This window comes from Paeniclostridium hominis (assembly GCF_014306135.1).
GTDB classification, from domain to species: Bacteria; Bacillota; Clostridia; order Peptostreptococcales; family Peptostreptococcaceae; genus Paraclostridium; species Paraclostridium hominis.
In genome coordinates, this window is sequence record NZ_JACRWD010000002.1 from 248,892 (window position 1) to 267,347 (window position 18,456).

At 27.2% G+C, this 18,456-nt stretch carries 19 protein-coding genes and 1 other annotated feature; of the genes, 1 reads left to right on the plus strand and 18 read right to left on the minus strand.

Annotation, left to right across the window (positions count from 1 at the left end):
* Positions 1-13 precede the first annotated feature (13 nt).
* From def to dapF, 8 genes are all read right to left on the minus strand, one after another.
* The gene (def, locus tag H8891_RS09150) at positions 14-454 is read right to left on the minus strand and encodes a peptide deformylase (RefSeq protein WP_147543187.1); all 441 of its coding nucleotides are present in this window, start codon (positions 452-454) and stop codon (positions 14-16) included.
* Between the two features lie 19 nt (positions 455-473).
* Positions 474-2,930 (minus strand): primosomal protein N', encoded by a 2,457-nt coding sequence (gene priA / locus H8891_RS09155; protein ID WP_187006200.1) that lies wholly within the window; start codon positions 2,928-2,930, stop codon positions 474-476.
* Positions 2,931-3,061: 131 nt separating this feature from the next.
* Positions 3,062-4,261, minus strand: a complete 1,200-nt coding sequence (gene coaBC / locus H8891_RS09160; RefSeq protein ID WP_187006201.1) for a bifunctional phosphopantothenoylcysteine decarboxylase/phosphopantothenate--cysteine ligase CoaBC — start codon at positions 4,259-4,261, stop codon at positions 3,062-3,064.
* A 4-nt stretch (positions 4,262-4,265) separates the two neighbouring features.
* Complete coding sequence (gene rpoZ, locus H8891_RS09165) at positions 4,266-4,535, minus strand: DNA-directed RNA polymerase subunit omega (protein WP_147543184.1); 270 nt, start codon at positions 4,533-4,535, stop codon at positions 4,266-4,268.
* 1 nt (position 4,536) lies between these two features.
* Positions 4,537-5,151, minus strand: coding sequence for a guanylate kinase (gene gmk / locus H8891_RS09170; RefSeq protein WP_187006202.1), 615 nt, complete (start codon positions 5,149-5,151; stop codon positions 4,537-4,539).
* Positions 5,152-5,165: 14 nt separating this feature from the next.
* Positions 5,166-5,429: an extracellular matrix/biofilm regulator RemA gene (gene remA, locus H8891_RS09175; RefSeq protein ID WP_147543182.1), complete on the minus strand. Its 264-nt coding sequence runs from the start codon at positions 5,427-5,429 to the stop codon at positions 5,166-5,168.
* A gap of 11 nt (positions 5,430-5,440) precedes the next feature.
* Positions 5,441-6,322, minus strand: coding sequence for a YicC/YloC family endoribonuclease (locus H8891_RS09180; protein WP_187006203.1), 882 nt, complete (start codon positions 6,320-6,322; stop codon positions 5,441-5,443).
* A gap of 3 nt (positions 6,323-6,325) precedes the next feature.
* Positions 6,326-7,156, minus strand: a complete 831-nt coding sequence (gene dapF / locus H8891_RS09185) for a diaminopimelate epimerase (protein ID WP_147543180.1) — start codon at positions 7,154-7,156, stop codon at positions 6,326-6,328.
* Positions 7,157-7,335: 179 nt separating this feature from the next.
* Between dapF and H8891_RS09190 the strand changes: the two genes are divergently transcribed.
* Positions 7,336-9,105, plus strand: a complete 1,770-nt coding sequence (locus H8891_RS09190) for an Rqc2 family fibronectin-binding protein (protein WP_187006204.1) — start codon at positions 7,336-7,338, stop codon at positions 9,103-9,105.
* 11 nt (positions 9,106-9,116) lie between these two features.
* On the opposite strand, the gene H8891_RS09195 is transcribed toward H8891_RS09190, so the two are convergent.
* From H8891_RS09195 to H8891_RS09240, 10 genes are all read right to left on the minus strand, one after another.
* Positions 9,117-10,364, minus strand: coding sequence for a uracil-xanthine permease family protein (locus H8891_RS09195; RefSeq protein ID WP_147543178.1), 1,248 nt, complete (start codon positions 10,362-10,364; stop codon positions 9,117-9,119).
* 101 nt (positions 10,365-10,465) lie between these two features.
* Positions 10,466-10,999, minus strand: coding sequence for a bifunctional pyr operon transcriptional regulator/uracil phosphoribosyltransferase PyrR (gene pyrR / locus H8891_RS09200; protein WP_187006205.1), 534 nt, complete (start codon positions 10,997-10,999; stop codon positions 10,466-10,468).
* A 194-nt stretch (positions 11,000-11,193) separates the two neighbouring features.
* Entirely contained in the window at positions 11,194-12,114 is a 921-nt protein-coding gene (locus H8891_RS09205) for an RluA family pseudouridine synthase (RefSeq protein ID WP_187006206.1), read from the minus strand.
* A gap of 8 nt (positions 12,115-12,122) precedes the next feature.
* The gene (gene lspA / locus H8891_RS09210) at positions 12,123-12,566 is read right to left on the minus strand and encodes a signal peptidase II (protein WP_187006207.1); all 444 of its coding nucleotides are present in this window, start codon (positions 12,564-12,566) and stop codon (positions 12,123-12,125) included.
* Positions 12,567-12,687: 121 nt separating this feature from the next.
* On the minus strand, positions 12,688-13,440 hold the full coding sequence (locus tag H8891_RS09215) for a polysaccharide deacetylase family protein (RefSeq protein WP_187006208.1): 753 nt from the start codon (positions 13,438-13,440) through the stop codon (positions 12,688-12,690).
* A gap of 15 nt (positions 13,441-13,455) precedes the next feature.
* Positions 13,456-13,947: a TraR/DksA C4-type zinc finger protein gene (locus tag H8891_RS09220; RefSeq protein ID WP_187006209.1), complete on the minus strand. Its 492-nt coding sequence runs from the start codon at positions 13,945-13,947 to the stop codon at positions 13,456-13,458.
* Positions 13,948-13,958: 11 nt separating this feature from the next.
* Positions 13,959-14,336 (minus strand): DUF5665 domain-containing protein, encoded by a 378-nt coding sequence (locus tag H8891_RS09225; RefSeq protein WP_187006210.1) that lies wholly within the window; start codon positions 14,334-14,336, stop codon positions 13,959-13,961.
* A gap of 110 nt (positions 14,337-14,446) precedes the next feature.
* Entirely contained in the window at positions 14,447-15,451 is a 1,005-nt protein-coding gene (gene trpS, locus H8891_RS09230; RefSeq protein ID WP_147543171.1) for a tryptophan--tRNA ligase, read from the minus strand.
* 12 nt (positions 15,452-15,463) lie between these two features.
* On the minus strand, positions 15,464-16,162 hold the full coding sequence (locus H8891_RS09235; protein WP_187006211.1) for a 5'-methylthioadenosine/adenosylhomocysteine nucleosidase: 699 nt from the start codon (positions 16,160-16,162) through the stop codon (positions 15,464-15,466).
* Between the two features lie 49 nt (positions 16,163-16,211).
* Positions 16,212-16,453, minus strand: a binding site (T-box leader).
* Between the two features lie 118 nt (positions 16,454-16,571).
* Positions 16,572-18,260 (minus strand): AbgT family transporter, encoded by a 1,689-nt coding sequence (locus tag H8891_RS09240; RefSeq protein WP_187006212.1) that lies wholly within the window; start codon positions 18,258-18,260, stop codon positions 16,572-16,574.
* Positions 18,261-18,456 lie beyond the last annotated feature (196 nt).

Sequence of the window (18,456 nt, forward strand, 5' to 3'; positions counted from 1 at the left end):
ATATCAACTCCTACTACTTTTCAATTTTATCTACAAATAATATTCCATCTAAGTGGTCTATTTCATGACAAAATGCTCTAGCTAAAAGTTCTTCTCCTTCCATTTCAAACATTTGTCCTTTTCTATTCATAGCTCTTACTTTAACATAATAAGGTCTTGTAACTGGTCCTGATTCATTCATAACACTTAAGCATCCTTCATCATCAGTTTGTTCTCCTGAAGTCTCTATTATCTCTGGATTTATAAGTTCTATTATTCCATCTCCAACATCTATTACTGCTATTCTTTTTAATATTCCAACTTGTGGAGCTGCAAGTCCTACACCGTCAGCTTCATACATAGTATCAGCCATATCATCTAATAATTGTATTATTTTTTCATCTATTTTTTCTACAACTTTACACTTTTTTCTTAATACAGGTTCTCCTATTTGAACTATTTGTCTTAACGCCATTTTATATTCCTCCTAATTTTTATAATACACTATAAGGATTTATATCTATAGATATATTTATATCCTTATCAAAAACTATCTCGCGCTTAGTTATACATATATATTTTATTATACCCTTTAATAGATTTATTTCAATATCCTCATCTTTAAATAATATTTGCCACCTATAATTTTGATTTATTTTTCCTATAGAACATTGGTTAGGCCCTAATATAAAAGATAAATCATTTATACCACGCTCTCTTAATAAATAAGCTAATGAATCATACATTTTTTTAGAATTACTTTCTACTAACTTATTATCTTTTCCACTTAATACAACACTAACCATATTATTAAATGGAGCATAATCAAATAATTTTCTTATTTTTATTTCATCTTCATAAAATCCTTTAAAGTCATAATTTATAGCACGTTTAATTGCATAGTGATCAGTATCATAAGTTTGTAAAATTACTTTTCCATCTTTTTCAGCTCTTCCTGCTCTACCTGCAACTTGAGTAATTAGTTGAAAAGTCATTTCCGAACTCCTAAAATCTGGAAATTTAAGTATCATATCTGCTGATAATATTCCTACTAATGTTACATTATCAAAATCTAATCCTTTGCTAAGCATTTGTGTTCCTATAAGAATATCGGCTTCTTTATTTTTAAAACTATTTAAGATTCTATCAAATGAGCCTTTCCTAGAAGTCGTGTCCTTATCAAGCCTTAAAACTCTTAAGTTAGGAAATATAGTTTTTATTTCTTCTTCGATTTTTTGAGTACCTATTCCAAATGGTTTTATGTATTTGCTTTTACATTCTGGGCACTCGCTAGGAATTTCCTTTTCATATCCACAATAGTGGCATTTTCCTGTATTACTTTTTTTATGATATGTAAGTGATATATCACAATTCTCACAAGTAAATACATAACCACATTTTCTGCAAGATACAAAATTTGAATACCCTCTTCGATTTAAAAATAGCATCACTTGACTATTATTTTTTATAGCAAGTTCTATTTCTGACTTTAGTTTAGTACTAAATATGCTTTTGTTACCTATCATAAGTTCTTCTTTCATATCAGCAACTTCAATTTTTGGCATAGGCTTTTTATTTGCTCTTTTATTTATTTCAAGTAACTTATATTCACCATTAACAGCTTTATAATATTCTTCTATAGATGGTGTTGCAGATCCTAAAACTAAAGAAATATCTCTTTTCTTTGCTATAAACTTAGCTACTTCTATAGCACTAAATTTAGGATTTTTATCTGATTTGTATGCACTTTCATGAAATTCATCGATAATTATAACACCCAAACTTGTAAATGGTGTAAATAAAGCCGATCTAGCACCAATTAATATTCTTATTTTCCCCTCTTTTACTTGTTTATACACATCATGTTTTTCACCTTCTGATAGTTGACTGTGAAAAACTCCTACAATGTCTCCAAATTTGTTTTTAAATCTTGATATAGTTTGAGGAGTCAAAGAAATTTCAGGAACTAAAACTAAACCATCTAATCCTTGAGTTAATGCATTTTCAATTATAGCCATATATACTTCTGTTTTACCACTTCCTGTCACTCCATGAATCATATATGGTTTTTTATTTTCATCAAACATTTCACTATTTATTGTACTTACTACTTTACTTTGTTCTTCATTTAAATTTATTTCTTTTTGCTCTATAGAGTATATTTGTTCTGGACTTCTATAAAAATCAACTTCTTCTATTCTAATAAGATTTTTTTCTTTTAGCTTATTTATACTTTGTCTTGTTATTTTTAAATTTTCTAGTACTTCATTTAAATCAACTTCTTTTTTTTCTTTTAAAAATTCTATAATTTCTTTTTGCTTATTTCCTAATCTTATTTTATTTATATTTATATAATCATCAATATCTACTATATCTTCAATTAATGATATTGAATAAACTTTCTTTTCATTTTTATGGTCTTTATATTCCCATTTTAACTCTACTATATTATTTTTTTGCATTTTATATATCAAGTTATTTGCATTTGGTATTTTCTTTATTTTTTCAAATTTTATTTTGCCTTTATTATTTTTTAGTATTTCTAAAATTTTATTTTCATTTTTATTTGTACTTTTATAATCTTCATCTTTAAGCTTAATTACTTTAAAATTATTTAGTTTATATCCTTTTGGATATAATAAATTTATACAATCAATATATGTACATAAGTATTTATTTTTCATCCATATTATTAAATTTATATCATCTTTATTAAAAATAGGCTCTTCATCTAATAAATCAAGTATTTTTTTAGTTTTTATATTTTCGTCAATAAAATCAACTATATCAAATACAAATGCTTCTAACGGTTTATTATACATTCCAAAAGGAACTAATATTCTATGTCCTATACATATATTTTCACTAAAAAAATCTGGTATTTCATACGTAAATAAATTATCTGTATGTATAGAATTATTTCTTACTATAACTTTTGCATATTGCTTCATATTTTAACCTCTATTTATATTTTTATATACTTATTCTTATCATTTACAGTAAACATATTATTTATAAGTACCCTAATAATATACTATTTATCTATAAATGAAAATTAAGCATCTATATTTAATATAGATGCTTATATATTTAATAGAGTTTTTATCTTATCTAAGATAACGTCAGCTACCTCTTCTTTTTTCATTTTAGGATACTCATTTATGATTCCATCTTTATCTATAACTTTAACTATATTGGTGTCCACTCCAAATCCGGCACCCTCTTGAGTTAAATCATTTGCTACTATAAAATCTAAGTTCTTTTTATCTATTTTACGTTTAGCATTTTCTAATAAATCATTAGTTTCTGCAGCAAATCCAACTAAGATTTTATCTTTTTTTATTTTACCTATTTCTAATGCTATATCTTTTGTTCTATCTAGCTTAATGCTTAAATCATCATCTGATTTTTTAATTTTTTTACCAGAATAATTTTTAGGTTTATAATCTGCAACTGCAGCACTTTTTATTATTACTTGATTTTCATCTATGTTCTCTAAAACAGCATTATACATATCATCTGCTGATTCAGTTTTTATAAACTTTTTCAGATTTTGAGGCGGTATGATATTAGTAGGTCCTGATATTAAAGTCACATCTGCACCTCTTTCTATAGCTTTTTTAGCTATAGCATATCCCATTTTTCCTGTTGATCTATTTGTTATATATCTTACAGGATCAATACTTTCAACTGTAGGACCTGCTGTTACTATTATGCTTGTACCTTTTAAATCTTTTTTTTCTTGTAAAAGATTTATTATACTTTCAAATATAACATCTACAGATGCCAATTTACCCGAACCGATATCTCCGCAAGCTAATCTTCCGCTTTCAGGCTCAACAAACTCATAATTTAAATCTTTTAATGTTTGTATATTTCTTTGAACTACAGGATTTTCATACATATTCGTATTCATTGCAGGAGCTATAAGCACTTTAGCTTTTGTAGCCATAACTGTAGTTGTTAGCATATCATCTGCAATTCCATTTGCTACTTTACCAATTAGATTTGCAGTAGCAGGAACTAATGCAAATAAATCAGCTTTTTTTGCCAATGAAACATGTTCTACATCCCAAGTTTTTGGAGATTCAAACATATCTTCTACAACATAATTTTGACTTAATGTTTGAAACGTAAGTGGAGCTACAAATTCAGTAGCTGATTTAGTCATTATTACATGAACATTTACTCCAACTTTTTTTAATTTACTCACTAAGTCACAAGCTTTGTATACAGCAATTCCTCCAGAAACACCTAAAACTACTGTTTTGTCCTTTAACATATTATTACTCCTCTATTATGTTTTGAACTTGAGCTAAATGTTGCTTAGCTTCTTCTATTTCTATTTCTTCTTCTGTTAATTTTCTAAAAGTTATTTTTCTATCTGCAACTTCTTGTGTAGCTAATGTAACTGGTTTTATTTGTTGGTGCTTAGTTGTAGGAACATATGGTGTTGCTCCATCTATTAATTCTCTAGATCTTTTAGCTACTGTTACTACTAAATAATATCTGTTATCGATTTGGTTTAATACTTCATTTATTGATGGCTTTATCATCTTATAATTCCTCCTTGAATTTTTTTATTATATTTTCTTTATATCTATAAACTTTATTTTTTTCAGCTGATATTATGTGTTCTAATTCTTGAGCTGAAGTTTTTACATCATTATTTACTATAAAATAATCATAGTGTTCTATTTGGCATATTTCATCAACAGCTGAACCAAATCTTTTATTTATTTGTTCTTCTGTTTCTGTGCCTCTTCCAACAATTCTATTTTTTAACTCATTAAGAGATGGAGGAAGTATAAATATAAATACACCTTCTGGATATACATCTTTTATTTGTCTAGCACCTTGCATTTCTATCTCTAAAACAACATCATTTCCATTTTCTAAGTTCTCTAGTATAGCAGCTTTTGGTGTCCCATAGAAATTATCATATATTTGAGCATGTTCTAATAATTCATTGTTATTTATCATGTCTTTAAACTTTTCTTTAGTTACAAAGAAATAGTTAACTCCATCTACTTCTCCTTCTCTTGGATTTCTAGTAGTTGCAGAAATTGATAATTTAACATCCTTATTATTTTGTAAAAATTCTTTACATATAGTTCCTTTACCTGCTCCAGATGGTCCAGAAACAACTAGTAATAAACCTTTCCTTTTCATTTATATCTTCCTTTCTAATTCTCTATCTGCTGATCGTCTTTATCGGTGAATCTGTGTGCTACAGTTTCTGGTTGAACTGATGATAATATTATATACTGACTATCAGTTATTATAACTGCCCTAGTTTTTCTACCATAAGTAGCATCAATTAACCTTCCACTTTCTTTACTTTCTTGTATTAATCTTCTTATAGGAGCTGACTCTGGGCTTACTATAGCAACTACCTTATTCGCCATAACTACATTACCATATCCTATATTTATAAGGTTCATGCTCATAATAATCTCTCCTATTCTACATTTTGTATTTGTTCTCTTATTTTTTCTAATTCGCTTTTTATTTCAACTACTAAGTTAGTTATATTAAGATCTGATGATTTTGACCCTATAGTGTTTGTTTCTCTATTCATTTCTTGTATTAAGAAATCTATTTTTCTACCTATAGATTCATCTTTATGTATTGTCTTTTTAAGTTGTAAGATATGACTTTTAAATCTTACTATTTCTTCTGTTATACTACACTTATCTGCATATATTGCAACTTCTTGAGCTAGTCTATTTTCATCAACAAGACTTGGATTGTCTAGTATTTCAGCTATTCTATTATTTAATTTTTCTTTGTATTCATTAACAACATTATATGAATAGTTTTCTATTTGTTCAATATAATCTTTTAATAAATCACATCTCATATCTATGTCATTAGAAAGTTTTATACCTTCTTCTTTTCTCATATCTTTTAACTTAACAAGGCAATCGTCTAAAGCTACCTTTAGCATTGACCATAATAAGTCTTCATCTTCTTCTTTTTCTTCACTTTTTATTATATCTGGAAATTTAGCTATATTCATAACTGTTATATCATCTTGTAAGTTAAATGTTGATTTTATATTATTTAATATATTTACATATTCACTAGCTAACTTCTCATCAAATTTTAAGTTTACATCTTCACTACCTATTAAGTCAAGTTTTATATATAAATCAACTCTACCTCTTTTTACATATTCTTTAACTACATTTCTTATTTTATCCTCTAGAAAAGATATTTTTCTCGGAAGACGTATATTTATATCTACATATTTATGATTAATAGTTCTGCATTCTACTGTAAAATGATAATTATCATTTTTATATTCGCCTCTTCCAAAGCCTGTCATACTAATAGCCATTTACTATACCTCCAAAGTTCCTTCACATATTTTAACTGCATTTCCTATCATGTATACATCATCTAGTATTTCTATTTTTACACTTCCACCTTCTGATTTAACATTTACTTTTTTATTAACTTTATTTAAGTAATTAGCTACTATAACAGATGCAGTCATTCCTGTTCCACATCCTAATGTATAACCACAACCTCTTTCCCATGTATAAACCTGAATATTATTTTTATCATCTATCTTTACAAAGTTAACATTAGTATTTTGTGGGAATATTTCATTTTTTTCTATTAATTCTCCATACTTATATATGTCTTTTTTTATTATTTCATCTACAAACACAATTGTATGAGGAACTCCCATAAGAACCGAACTAACTTCTATTTCTTTATTATCTATTACTAACTTTTCATTTATAAAGACTTCTTTATTTGTTTTTACTGGAATTATATTAGGATTGAAATTTGGTTTTCCCATATTTACTTTTATAGTATCAATTTTTTCTTTGTTTATATTTAAAGATATTTTTTTTATACCGTCAAGTGTATATACACTAAATTCATTTTCTTTTACTATATTATTGTCATATACGAATTTACAAAAACATCTTAGACCATTTCCACACATATTAGCTCTAGATCCATCAGAATTGTAATATACCATTTCAACATCACATATATTTGAATTTTTAACAACTAGTAATCCGTCTGCACCTATACCAAAGTGTCTATGACAAACTTTTTTAGCTAAATCTGAATAATTATTAGGATCTATATTATCAAATCTACCATCTATTGCTATAAAATCATTGCCGACTCCATGTAATTTCCAGAAGTTCATTTATATCCCCCCTATAAATTTGAATTCTTAGCTTATTATACAATATTTTGTTCATAAAAGGAAATTATATTGATTATAACCTATATATTATTTTAAACTATATTCTAAATATTATATTCACATTATTATACATCTGTGTAATAATCTACTTATCAATAAATTTTGAAAGGAATGATATTATGGCCTTTGATGGTTTAGTTATCCACGCTATTTCAGATGAATTATCATCTAAATTAGTTGGCGGTAAAATAGATAAAGTATATCAACCAGAAAATGACGAAATAGTTTTACATATAAGAAATAATAAAGAAAATTTTAAACTTGTACTTAGTGCAAGTGCATCTAACCCTAGGGTTTATCTTTCTGCAAATTATAAAAAAGAAAATCCCATAAATGCCCCTATGTTTTGTATGTTACTTAGAAAGTATATACAAAGTGGGAATATAGTTAGTGTGTCTCAAGTTGGATTTGAAAGAATTATAAAAATAACTGTTGAATCTCTTGATGAGCTAAAAGCTAAAACTACTAAAGATATAATAATAGAAATAATGGGAAGACATAGTAATATAATACTTACTCACGAAGAAAATAAAATAGTTGATTCTATAAAGAGAATTCCTCCTAGTGTAAGTAGAGTTAGACAACTACTACCTGGTATGACTTATGTATTACCACCTGCTCAAGATAAGTTAAACCCTCTTGATAAAATATCTAAGGATAAATTTAAAGAAACAATATCTGAGTTTGATGGAAGTATATCAAAATGTATATACTCTAAGTTCTTAGGTATAAGTCCTATTGTATCTAAAGAGATATGTTTTAGATCAAATTTAGATATTTCTAAACCAGCTTCAAGTATTGATGGTATAGATTTTGATAATTTATATAAAGAATTTAGTAACGTAATTTTTAATATTAAAGATGGTAATTATAATCCTTGCTTAGCAATAGATTCTTCTATAGATAAACTTATAGATTTTAGTTCTATAGATTTAACATTATTTGATAGCTTAAAAGTTGTTCATGATGAAAGTATATCATCTATAATAGAAAGTTTTTATGCTAATAAAGATGCTAAAGAAAGAATAAACCAAAGAGCTTCTGATTTTAAAAAGAGTATATCAATTAAACTAGACAGATTATACAACAAATTGAAAAAACAAAAAATTGAACTTAAAGAATCTGATAATGCTAATATCTATAAAATAAAAGGCGAACTTATAACTGCATATATATATATGATTGAAAAAGGTATGGATTTTGTAGAGGTTCAAAATTTTTATGAAGAAGACTGTCCTTTAATTAAAATAGATCTTAATAAAAATCTTACTCCATCAGAAAATGCTCAAAAGTATTTTAAAAGATATAATAAACTAAAACATGCTAAAAAAGAAATAACAACTCAAATAGGATTAAGTTTAGAAGAAATAAATTATCTTGAAAATATAATACTTAGTATAGATAACTGTGATAACTTAGCAGAACTTGATGATATAAAAGAAGAATTACAAAAACTTGGTTATATGCGTGGTAAGGTAAAATCAAAAAAAGATAAAAACAATCTAACAACTAAACCAAATGAGTTTTTATCTTCAGATGGATTTACAATATTAGTTGGTAAAAATAATAAGCAAAATGACTTTTTAACATTAAAAATTGCTAATAATGATGACTTATGGATGCATACTAAAAATATACCTGGATCTCATGTAATAATTAAAACCGAAGGAAAAGAAATTCCAGAATCTACAATATTTGAAGGTGCAATGCTAGCTGCATTTTTCAGTAAATCTAAAATGTCTTCACAAGTTCCTGTAGATTATACTTTAAAGAAAAATGTAAAAAAACCAAATGGTTCTAAGCCTGGTATGGTTATATACGAAACTAATAGCACTATTTATGTAACACCATCAGAAGAATTAGTTGTTAAATTAAAAAAACAGGGTTAATCCCTGTTTTTTTATACAAGTTGAGAATTAAGAACTGATTGTTCTTCTTTCTTTTCAACTTTGAATTCATTTCTATTTAAAACTCTATTTAAGATTATTCCTACTATAGCAGCTAAACTAAGTCCTGTTATAGTAACTGTTTTTGTTATAGGAATTCCTATAACTATTCCTTTATTACCTAAATAAGTAGTTCCTAATCCAATTATCATTATAGTTAATACTATTATTATATTCTTTTTATTACTTATGCATTTGCTATCGTTTATAGTCTTTAATCCTACATATGAAATCATAGAAAATAACATTATACTTATACCTCCCATAACTTCTGTAGGTATACTTTGTAAAAATCCACCAAATTTACTTACACATGCAAGTAATATTGCACATATAGCTGTTCTTCTTAATATTGATGGATCATAATTTTTAGTTATTGCAAGTACTGCTGTATTTTCTCCATAAGTAGTATTTGCTGGTCCTCCTAAAAAACCAGCTGCTATTGTAGCTAATGCATCTCCCATTAATGTTCTATGAAGTCCTGGTTCTTCTATGAAATTCTTTCCGACTACAGTTCCATTAGTAGTCATATCGCCTATATGTTCCATGAATACCGCTAAAACTACAGGTGCAATTAATACTGTTGCTTCTAAACTAAATTTAGGTAATCTAAATGCTGGTATTTGTAAAAAAGATGCACTACTGCTCATAAAAGATGTATCTACATTTCCTAACATTAAAGATATTATATATCCTATGGCAACAGCAATTATTATATTTAATTGCTTTACAAAACCTTTACCAAATACATTTATAGCTACTGCTGATCCTAATGTTATAACTGCTATAATAAAATTATGTGATGCCATATCCAAAGCTGTAGGTATTAAATTAAGTCCTATAACAGCTATCATAGCTCCAACTACTTGAGCTGGGAAGTATTTTTTTATTTTATCTACTCCGATTTTTTTTATTATAGCTGACATTACTAAATATATAAGCCCTGCTACAATTATACCTCCTTGTGCATAAGCTAAATCTCCATTGTGAGCTTCCTTAGCTGCTAATATTACTGGTATAAAAGCAAAACTTGATCCTAAAAATGCTGGTACTACTCCTTTTGTACATGTATGAAATATTAAAGTCCCTATTCCTGCGCAAAATATTGCTACCGCTGGATCAAATCCTGTTAATATAGGAACTAAAACTGTAGCTCCAAACATAGCTAATAGATGTTGCAATGATAATATTGTTTTTTTCATAAAAAAACCTCCCTATTTTTTAATGCGGGAGAAATAATTCTCCCTTTTTCAGCATCTCTGTACTGAATTAAAAGGTATTAACCTTATATAATTTTATGTTTTTACTCTTTTATAGTTACTGAATCTTGTTCGTCAGTTTCACTTAACATAACTGATATTATTTCATGTCTTGATGTAGGAACATTTTTACCTACATAATCTGCTCTTACTGGTAATTCTCTGTGTCCTCTATCTACTAATACTGCTAATTGTATAGACTTAGGTCTTCCTATATCCATTATAGCATCTAATGCAGATCTTACTGTTCTTCCAGTATATAAAACATCATCAACTAATATTACTACTTTATCATTTATATCAAAATCTATATTAGAACCATTTATAACTGGATCTACATCAATTTTTTTTAAATCATCTCTGTATAAAGTTATATCAACTTCGCCTGTATTGACTAATTTACCCTCTATACTTTCAATCTTTTTTGAAATTCTATTTGCAATAGGTACTCCTCTAGTTTTTATTCCAACTAAAACTACATTTTCTATACCTTTATTTCTTTCTATAATTTCATGACTAATTCTTGTTATAGCTCTTGTTATAGCCTTATCATCCATTAATTGAGCTTTTTCTTTCATTAAAATCCTCCTTTACTAGGTAACTAAAAAAGCTTCTTACCTTTTGGGCAAGAAGCTATAATTAACCTATACACATTCCAAATATAAATATAGTTATAATTATATTTGTACTTTTAATCTTGCCTTATGATATCTCTGTATCACTTAAAGGTAATTTTCATTTTTTATAATTATATAATACTAGTTATATTTTCTCAACTATTTTTATTTAATTTTTTAATTATATTCTTAAAATGTTCTGGTAGCTCTGAATCAAATTCTACATATTCCTTAGTTGTTGGATGTATAAATCCAAGCTTTTTAGCATGTAAAACTTGGCCTTTAACTCCAAATTTATTATTTTTAGGTCCATATATTGGATCTCCTAATAAAGGATGATTTAAAGATAGTGCATGAACTCTTATTTGATGTGTTCTTCCTGTTTCAAGAGTAGCTTTTACATGTGTAAAATTTTCATATCTATTAATAACTTCAAAATGAGTAACTGCATGTTTTCCATCTTTAACTACTGCCATTTTTAGCCTATCCTTAGGATTTCTTCCTATAGGTTTATTTACAGTTATTTTATCTTCTTTTATAACTCCATGACATATAAATTCATATTCCCTAGTTATTGAATGATCTTTTAACTGCTCTGATAAATAGTTGTGAGAATTATTATTTTTTGCAATCATTAAAAGGCCAGATGTATCTTTATCTATTCTATGTACTATACCTGGTCTTATAACTCCATTTATAGACGATAGATTGCCTTCACAATGATATAATATTGCATTTACTAATGTATTTTCATAGTTTCCTGGAGCTGGATGTACGACCATATCCTGAGGTTTGTTTACTATTAATAAATCATCATCTTCATATACTATATCTATAGGTATATCTTGAGCTATAATTTCAAGAGTTTTTGGCTTTGGTATCTCTATAAATATATCATCATTTTCTTTTACTAAATATTTAGCTTTCTCTACTTTTCCATTAACTTTAACTCTCTTTTCTTTTATTAATTTTTGTATATAACTTCTAGACATATCTCCTAATTGTTCCGATAAATATACATCTAATCTAGAGCCTTCTTCTTCATCTATAACTAAAAACTGTCTTATCTCTTCCATATCTTCACCTACTTGTTATTTTCAAAAAATATTATATAAATACATAATAATATAGTTCCTGCTACTACAAAAACATCTGCTATATTAAATACATAATCCCAAATTATTCTAAAATCAAAATAATCTACAACAAACCCTAATCTTATTCTATCTATAAGATTTCCTATAGCTCCAGATATTATAAGAATAATAGCTGTTTTACCTAATAAGTTTAGTTCTTTTTTATATAAATAATATAAACCAAATATACATGCAATCGATGCTACTACAACAAATATTATTTGGTTATTTTGAAACATCCCAAATGCCGCACCTCTATTTTCAACATATGTTAAATGAAATATATCTTTTATTATTGGTATACTTCCTATACCAGCTAAATATTTTATAGCAATATATTTTGATATTTGATCTAAACCGATTAATCCTAATATTATTAGTATGTATGTCAATAAATTTTCCTCCTTATAATATTTATATACATATTATTATATATATTAATATTACAAGGGGCAATATAGATTATAAAGCAAAAAGAAGGCAATATTATATGCCTTCTTTTTGCTTTATAATTTATTTTATCATATCAGATATTGTCACAAACTCATATCCTAAACTTTGCATCTTAGGTATTACCTTTTCTAATGCCTGTATAGTTTGAGATTTATTATTTCTAATTTGATTATAATCATGAAGTAAAATTATAGTTCCATTTTTTGCGTTGTCTTCTATTGTTTTTATAATATTATATACTCCTGGATTGCTCCAATCCTTAGTATCCAAATCAGACCATAAAACAACCTTCATATCTTTTGATTTTATTATATTAAACAAGTTTTCATTTATCGCTCTATATGGAGGTCTAAATAAAGTTGGCTCTTTGCCTGTTACATCCTTTATTATTTTTTGTGTTTTATTTATTTCATTAATTATTTGTTCATTTGTACTTTTACATATATTTATATGTGAAAAGGTATGATTCCCTATATCGTGACCTTCATCAGATGCCCTTTTAGCTATTTGGGGATTCCATCCAACTTTTTGTCCTACCATAAAAAATGTTGCCTTTACATTATATTTTTTTAGTATATCTAATATTTGAGGTGAGAAATCCTCATCTGGACCATCATCAAAAGTTAATGCAATTGCCTTTTTAGATTCATTTCCCTTTGTTATTACTATATCTTCATATTGTTTAATTATATTTTTATTGTTAATCATCGCTGATTGATGATCGTCTAACCCACTTATATTGGAAGTGTTTATTCCATAAATAATACTAATTAATAAAAAAATAGATACAATTGGTATTATTAATTTTCTCATATTTTAACCTCTTTTCTAACGTCTACCTCTCATGTCTCTATTCATATTTACTAAATCTTCAACAGGGCTTCTATATAAGTTTGGTCCACTAAAATTATCTTTTATGCTTACACTTTCTACATTATTAAGATGACTATCTTCTTTTTTTGCACAGTTTGCACACAGCCTTGCCTCAGGAATAAATTCTAATCTATCTTCATCTATATTTTTATTACATTTTTCACATATACCATAAATTCCATTTTCTATTTTATATAAAGCATCATTTATTTCATTTAGTTTAAGTTTTTCATGTCTAGTTAAACTATCTTGCATTTCTTGCATATATACTTCAGTTCCTATATCTCCTAAATGATTATCATAGCTTGACAGTTCACCTGATGTATATTTTTCACTAGTATGATTTGTTGTATATCCAAATACCGTATTATCTTCCATTTTAGAAACTAATTTAATCAAATTATCTTTCTCTTTTAATAAAGCTTTTTGATATTTTTTATTATCCATAATGTCCTCCTTTAATTTTTCCTAAATTGGTCTATAATATCTAAAAACTTGGCTATATATGCTCCTACTATAGGTAGGTTTACCCACTTAGAAATTAAATATAAAACTATAGCTGTTAATACGCTAAATCCTATGGCTTGACCAAATCCTTTTCCTACTCCAGCTATAAAATTAATTGTAAATAATCTTCTTTTGCTATCTGTTAAAATCATAAAATCTCTTATTCTACTTCTTTCAATTATATACATTAGATTATCTAGTTTGTTATTAACAACTTGAAGCTTCTTAAAATAGTGCCCATCATCTTTATTTCCATTAATTCTTATATCTATTTCTTTCATATTTTTTATATCACTACAAAATTTGTTGCCAGTCCTATACTTTTTCAACTTTTAACACGCCCTCTTTATATTGAAAAACTGTTTACACTTTTATTATGTCAATTTTTATATTTAAAATGCAAAAAAAGTCCTAATAAATAGGACTTTAAATTTTTAGATTATAGAAACTTCTTTTCTATTAATCCAACTTTCTTATAAACTTTTCTAAGTGTTTTTCTTGCTTGATATTCTGCTTTTTGAGCTCCTTTAGCATATACATCTTCTAAATAATCTTTATTAGATAATAAATACTCATATTGTTCTCTTAAAGGTCTTAAAGTTTCTACAATAACTTCAGAAACATCATTTTTAAAATCTCCGTATCCTTTACCTTCATACATAGCTACTAATTCTTCTATAGATTTGTTGTCTAATTTAGAATATATATCTAAAAGATTCTTTATACCTGGTTGTTCATCATTATATTGAACTATACCTATCGAATCTGTGACACTTCTTTTTATTTTTCTTCTTATCGAATCTGGATCATCAACTAATAATATATATCCATTTTCATTTTCATCTGATTTACTCATTTTTTTAGTAGGTTCTTGTAAGCTCATGACTCTAGCTCCAGCTTTTGGTATATAGGCTTCAGGAACTTTAAATGTAGGACTGTATCTATTGTTAAATCTATTAGCTAAATCTCTTGCTAATTCTAAATGTTGTTTTTGATCTTCTCCAACTGGAACTAAATCAGTTTGATATAATAATATATCAGCTGCCATTAATACTGGATAAGTAAATAAACCTGCATTTAAATTTGCCTCATTTTTTTGAGATTTATCTTTAAATTGTGTCATTCTACTTAACTCACCCATGTAAGTCATTGTATTTAATATCCACATAAGTTCTGTATGTGCACTAACATGAGATTGAATAAATATAGTATTTTTTTCTGGATCTAATCCACTAGCTAAATATTGAGCTAATAATTGCATAGTGTTCGCTCTTAAGTTTTTAGCTTCTTGAGGTACTGTTATTGCATGTAAATCAACAACACTATAATAACAGTTATATTCTTCTTGTAACTCAGTCCAGTTTTTTATAGCACCTAAATAATTACCTAATGTTAATTTCCCTGATGGCTGAGCTCCACTAAATATTATTTTCTTTTCACTCATATTTAACTCCTCCTATATATTTTTTAGCATACTAATTACTATATCCTTAGAATTATGAGCAGCTTGTTTTACAAATTCTTCATAAGTTACATCAGCACTTCCATCTGCTTTGTCAGACATAGCTCTTATTACTACAAACGGAGTATTATTTACATGACATACATGTGCTATAGCTGCTCCTTCCATTTCTCCACAGTATCCATTAAATTCTTTTACTAACTCGTCTTTTAATTCTTTGCTACTTATAAATATATCTCCACTTAAAACTCTTCCTTTTAAAACTTTGTGAGTTTTTACTTCTTCCTTTGATGATTTATATGCAGCATCTATTAATTTTTCATTTGCTACAAATATTGAATTTTCCATTCTTGGAATCATACCTTTTTTGTCTCCAAATACTGTTGTGTCAAAGTCATGTTGAATAGCATCTGTTGAAATTACTATATCATATACATCTAATTCTTCATTTAATGCTCCTGCAACTCCTGTATTAACTACTGCATCAACTTTAAATTCACTTATTAATATTTGAGCACATAATGCTGCGTTAACTTTTCCTATACCACATCTAACTAAAACAACATCTTTTCCTTCTAATTTTCCTACATAAAACTTTAAACTTGCCTTTTCTATAGTTTCTTGGATATCCATTATATCTTTTAATATATCTACTTCCTCATCCATTGCACCTATTATTCCTAGTTTGTTCATTTTTATCTTCCTCCTATGTATTTTTAAAATAAAAAAATCCGTCCTAAGTTAATAGGACGGATATAGTTTCCGCGGTACCACCTAAATTATATACATAATTATTAAATGTATATCTCTTTATATAATCTGCTATAACGTGCAGTCACGATATCAGCTACTCTTTAATATTTTTAAATTTCACCTAATTCCTCCAAGGTCCATTCACTAGATTTATTTATATCGAGCTCTCAGCATCCTCAATTCTCTGTATTAAATCTATACCTAGTTACTAATCCTTTTCATAGGATATATATATTTTATTTTTAATTATTGTTTATTTTATATAATATGTTTTAATTATTAAAAAGTCAACTATTTAATTCTTAAAATTAAAAAAGAGCAAAGAATATATCCTTTGCTCTTTTATGTATTAATTAATAAAGAATTGAGTTCCTGGTCCTATTGGAACTCCTGATAATGCCCAAATTATAGCAAACACAGTCCATCCTATTAAAAATGCCATTGATATTGGCATCATCATACTCATTAAGTTTCCAACACCAAAATCTTTTTTATACTTTTGTCCAAATACTACTATAACTCCAAGATAACTCATTAATGGCGATATTACGTTAGTAGATGAATCTCCAATACGATACATTAACTGTACACCTGCTGGAGAGAATCCTGCAACCATTAACATAGGTACAAATATTGGTGCAAGTAATCCCCACTTAGATGATGCTCCACCCATGAATAAGTTTACAAATGCTGTTAAGAATATAAATGCTACCATTAATACCATAGACATAAACATGTTACCTTTTGGTATAAGTGAAACTAAATCAGCTCCTAAAGATGCTACTAATACTCCTAAATGTGAATCATTAAAATAGTTTATAAATTGTGCAACAAAGAATAATATAACTATTATTGGAGCCATATCAGCCATTGCTTTACACATAGCTGGTACTATATCTGAACTCTTTTTAAACTTACCTGATTTAAATCCATATACTAGTCCACTTATAGCGAATATAACAAACATTAACATGATTACCATATCGCCTTTGAAGAATATAGAATCTAAGAAACTATCTACAGTATTAAGAGTTGCTGTTCCATCTGAATTAACTACCCATAATTTAACATTAGTAGATAAATCTCCAACTAATGGTATCTTATTACCTGTATCTATTGGTAATGCAGCTAAAACTATAAGTCCTATAACTAGTAATAATATTTTATTTGTAAATTTATAGGCTTCTCTTTCCTTTTGAGTTATTTCATGATCAGCTTCAACATCAGCTTCTTTTGTGTTATAAGTCCCTAATCTTGGTTCTACGAATTTATCAATTACTAATGTTCCTAATATTATAATTACAAGAGTTGATCCCATCATGAAAAACCAGTTACTTGTTACTGAAAGTCCCCCTGCTAAACTAGTTCCTACCATAGCATCTCCAGTTTCCGCTGCTGCTTGAGTAAATGGTAATAATAATGCATCAGTAGAGCTTACAAAAAGGTTTGCACTGAATCCACCAGAAACCCCAGCAAAACCTGCCGCAAGTCCAGCTAATGGATGTCTTCCTAAAGTATAATACATTAATGCTGCAAGAGGTATTAATACAACATATCCTGCATCAGATGCCATATTAGACATAACCCCTAAGAAAATAACAACTGGTGTTACTAATTTAGAAGGCGTTGCTGAAACTATACTCTTCATAGATATTGATAAATATCCACTTTGATCCATAAGTCCTATCGCTAACATTATTATAAGTATAGTCCCTATTGCATACATATTCATAAAGTTAGCTATAGCAGTACCTATTACATAAGATAATCCATTTGAATATCTTTCTGCTACTGCAGTACCATTTGCACCTACTTTTAATACTTCTATAGGATCTTGCCCTAATAAGTTGTTTATTGGGAATTCTCCAAGTGGTGTCTTAGCCACTACCCCAAATGATCCCAGCACTGCCGATAATACCAATACAAATGCAGCTATGTACATAAACATAAGTACTGGATGAGGTAATTTGTTACCAAGCTTTTCTATTGAGTCCATAAAAGCTTGTACTTTAGTTTTTTTCTTACTTGCTGTACTCATTAAACTTCCTCCCTGTTGTCTTTTAAAATAATATTTTAATATTTTAATACTTTCTTATTTTACCATATCAGGCAAACATTTTCATAATTTTTACAAAAGTTCTTATTTTTTATTTATTTCTATATTTTTCGTCAATTTTCACATTATTTTATTAGGTATATAGTTAATATTGCTTTTTATTTTTAATTTGTATACA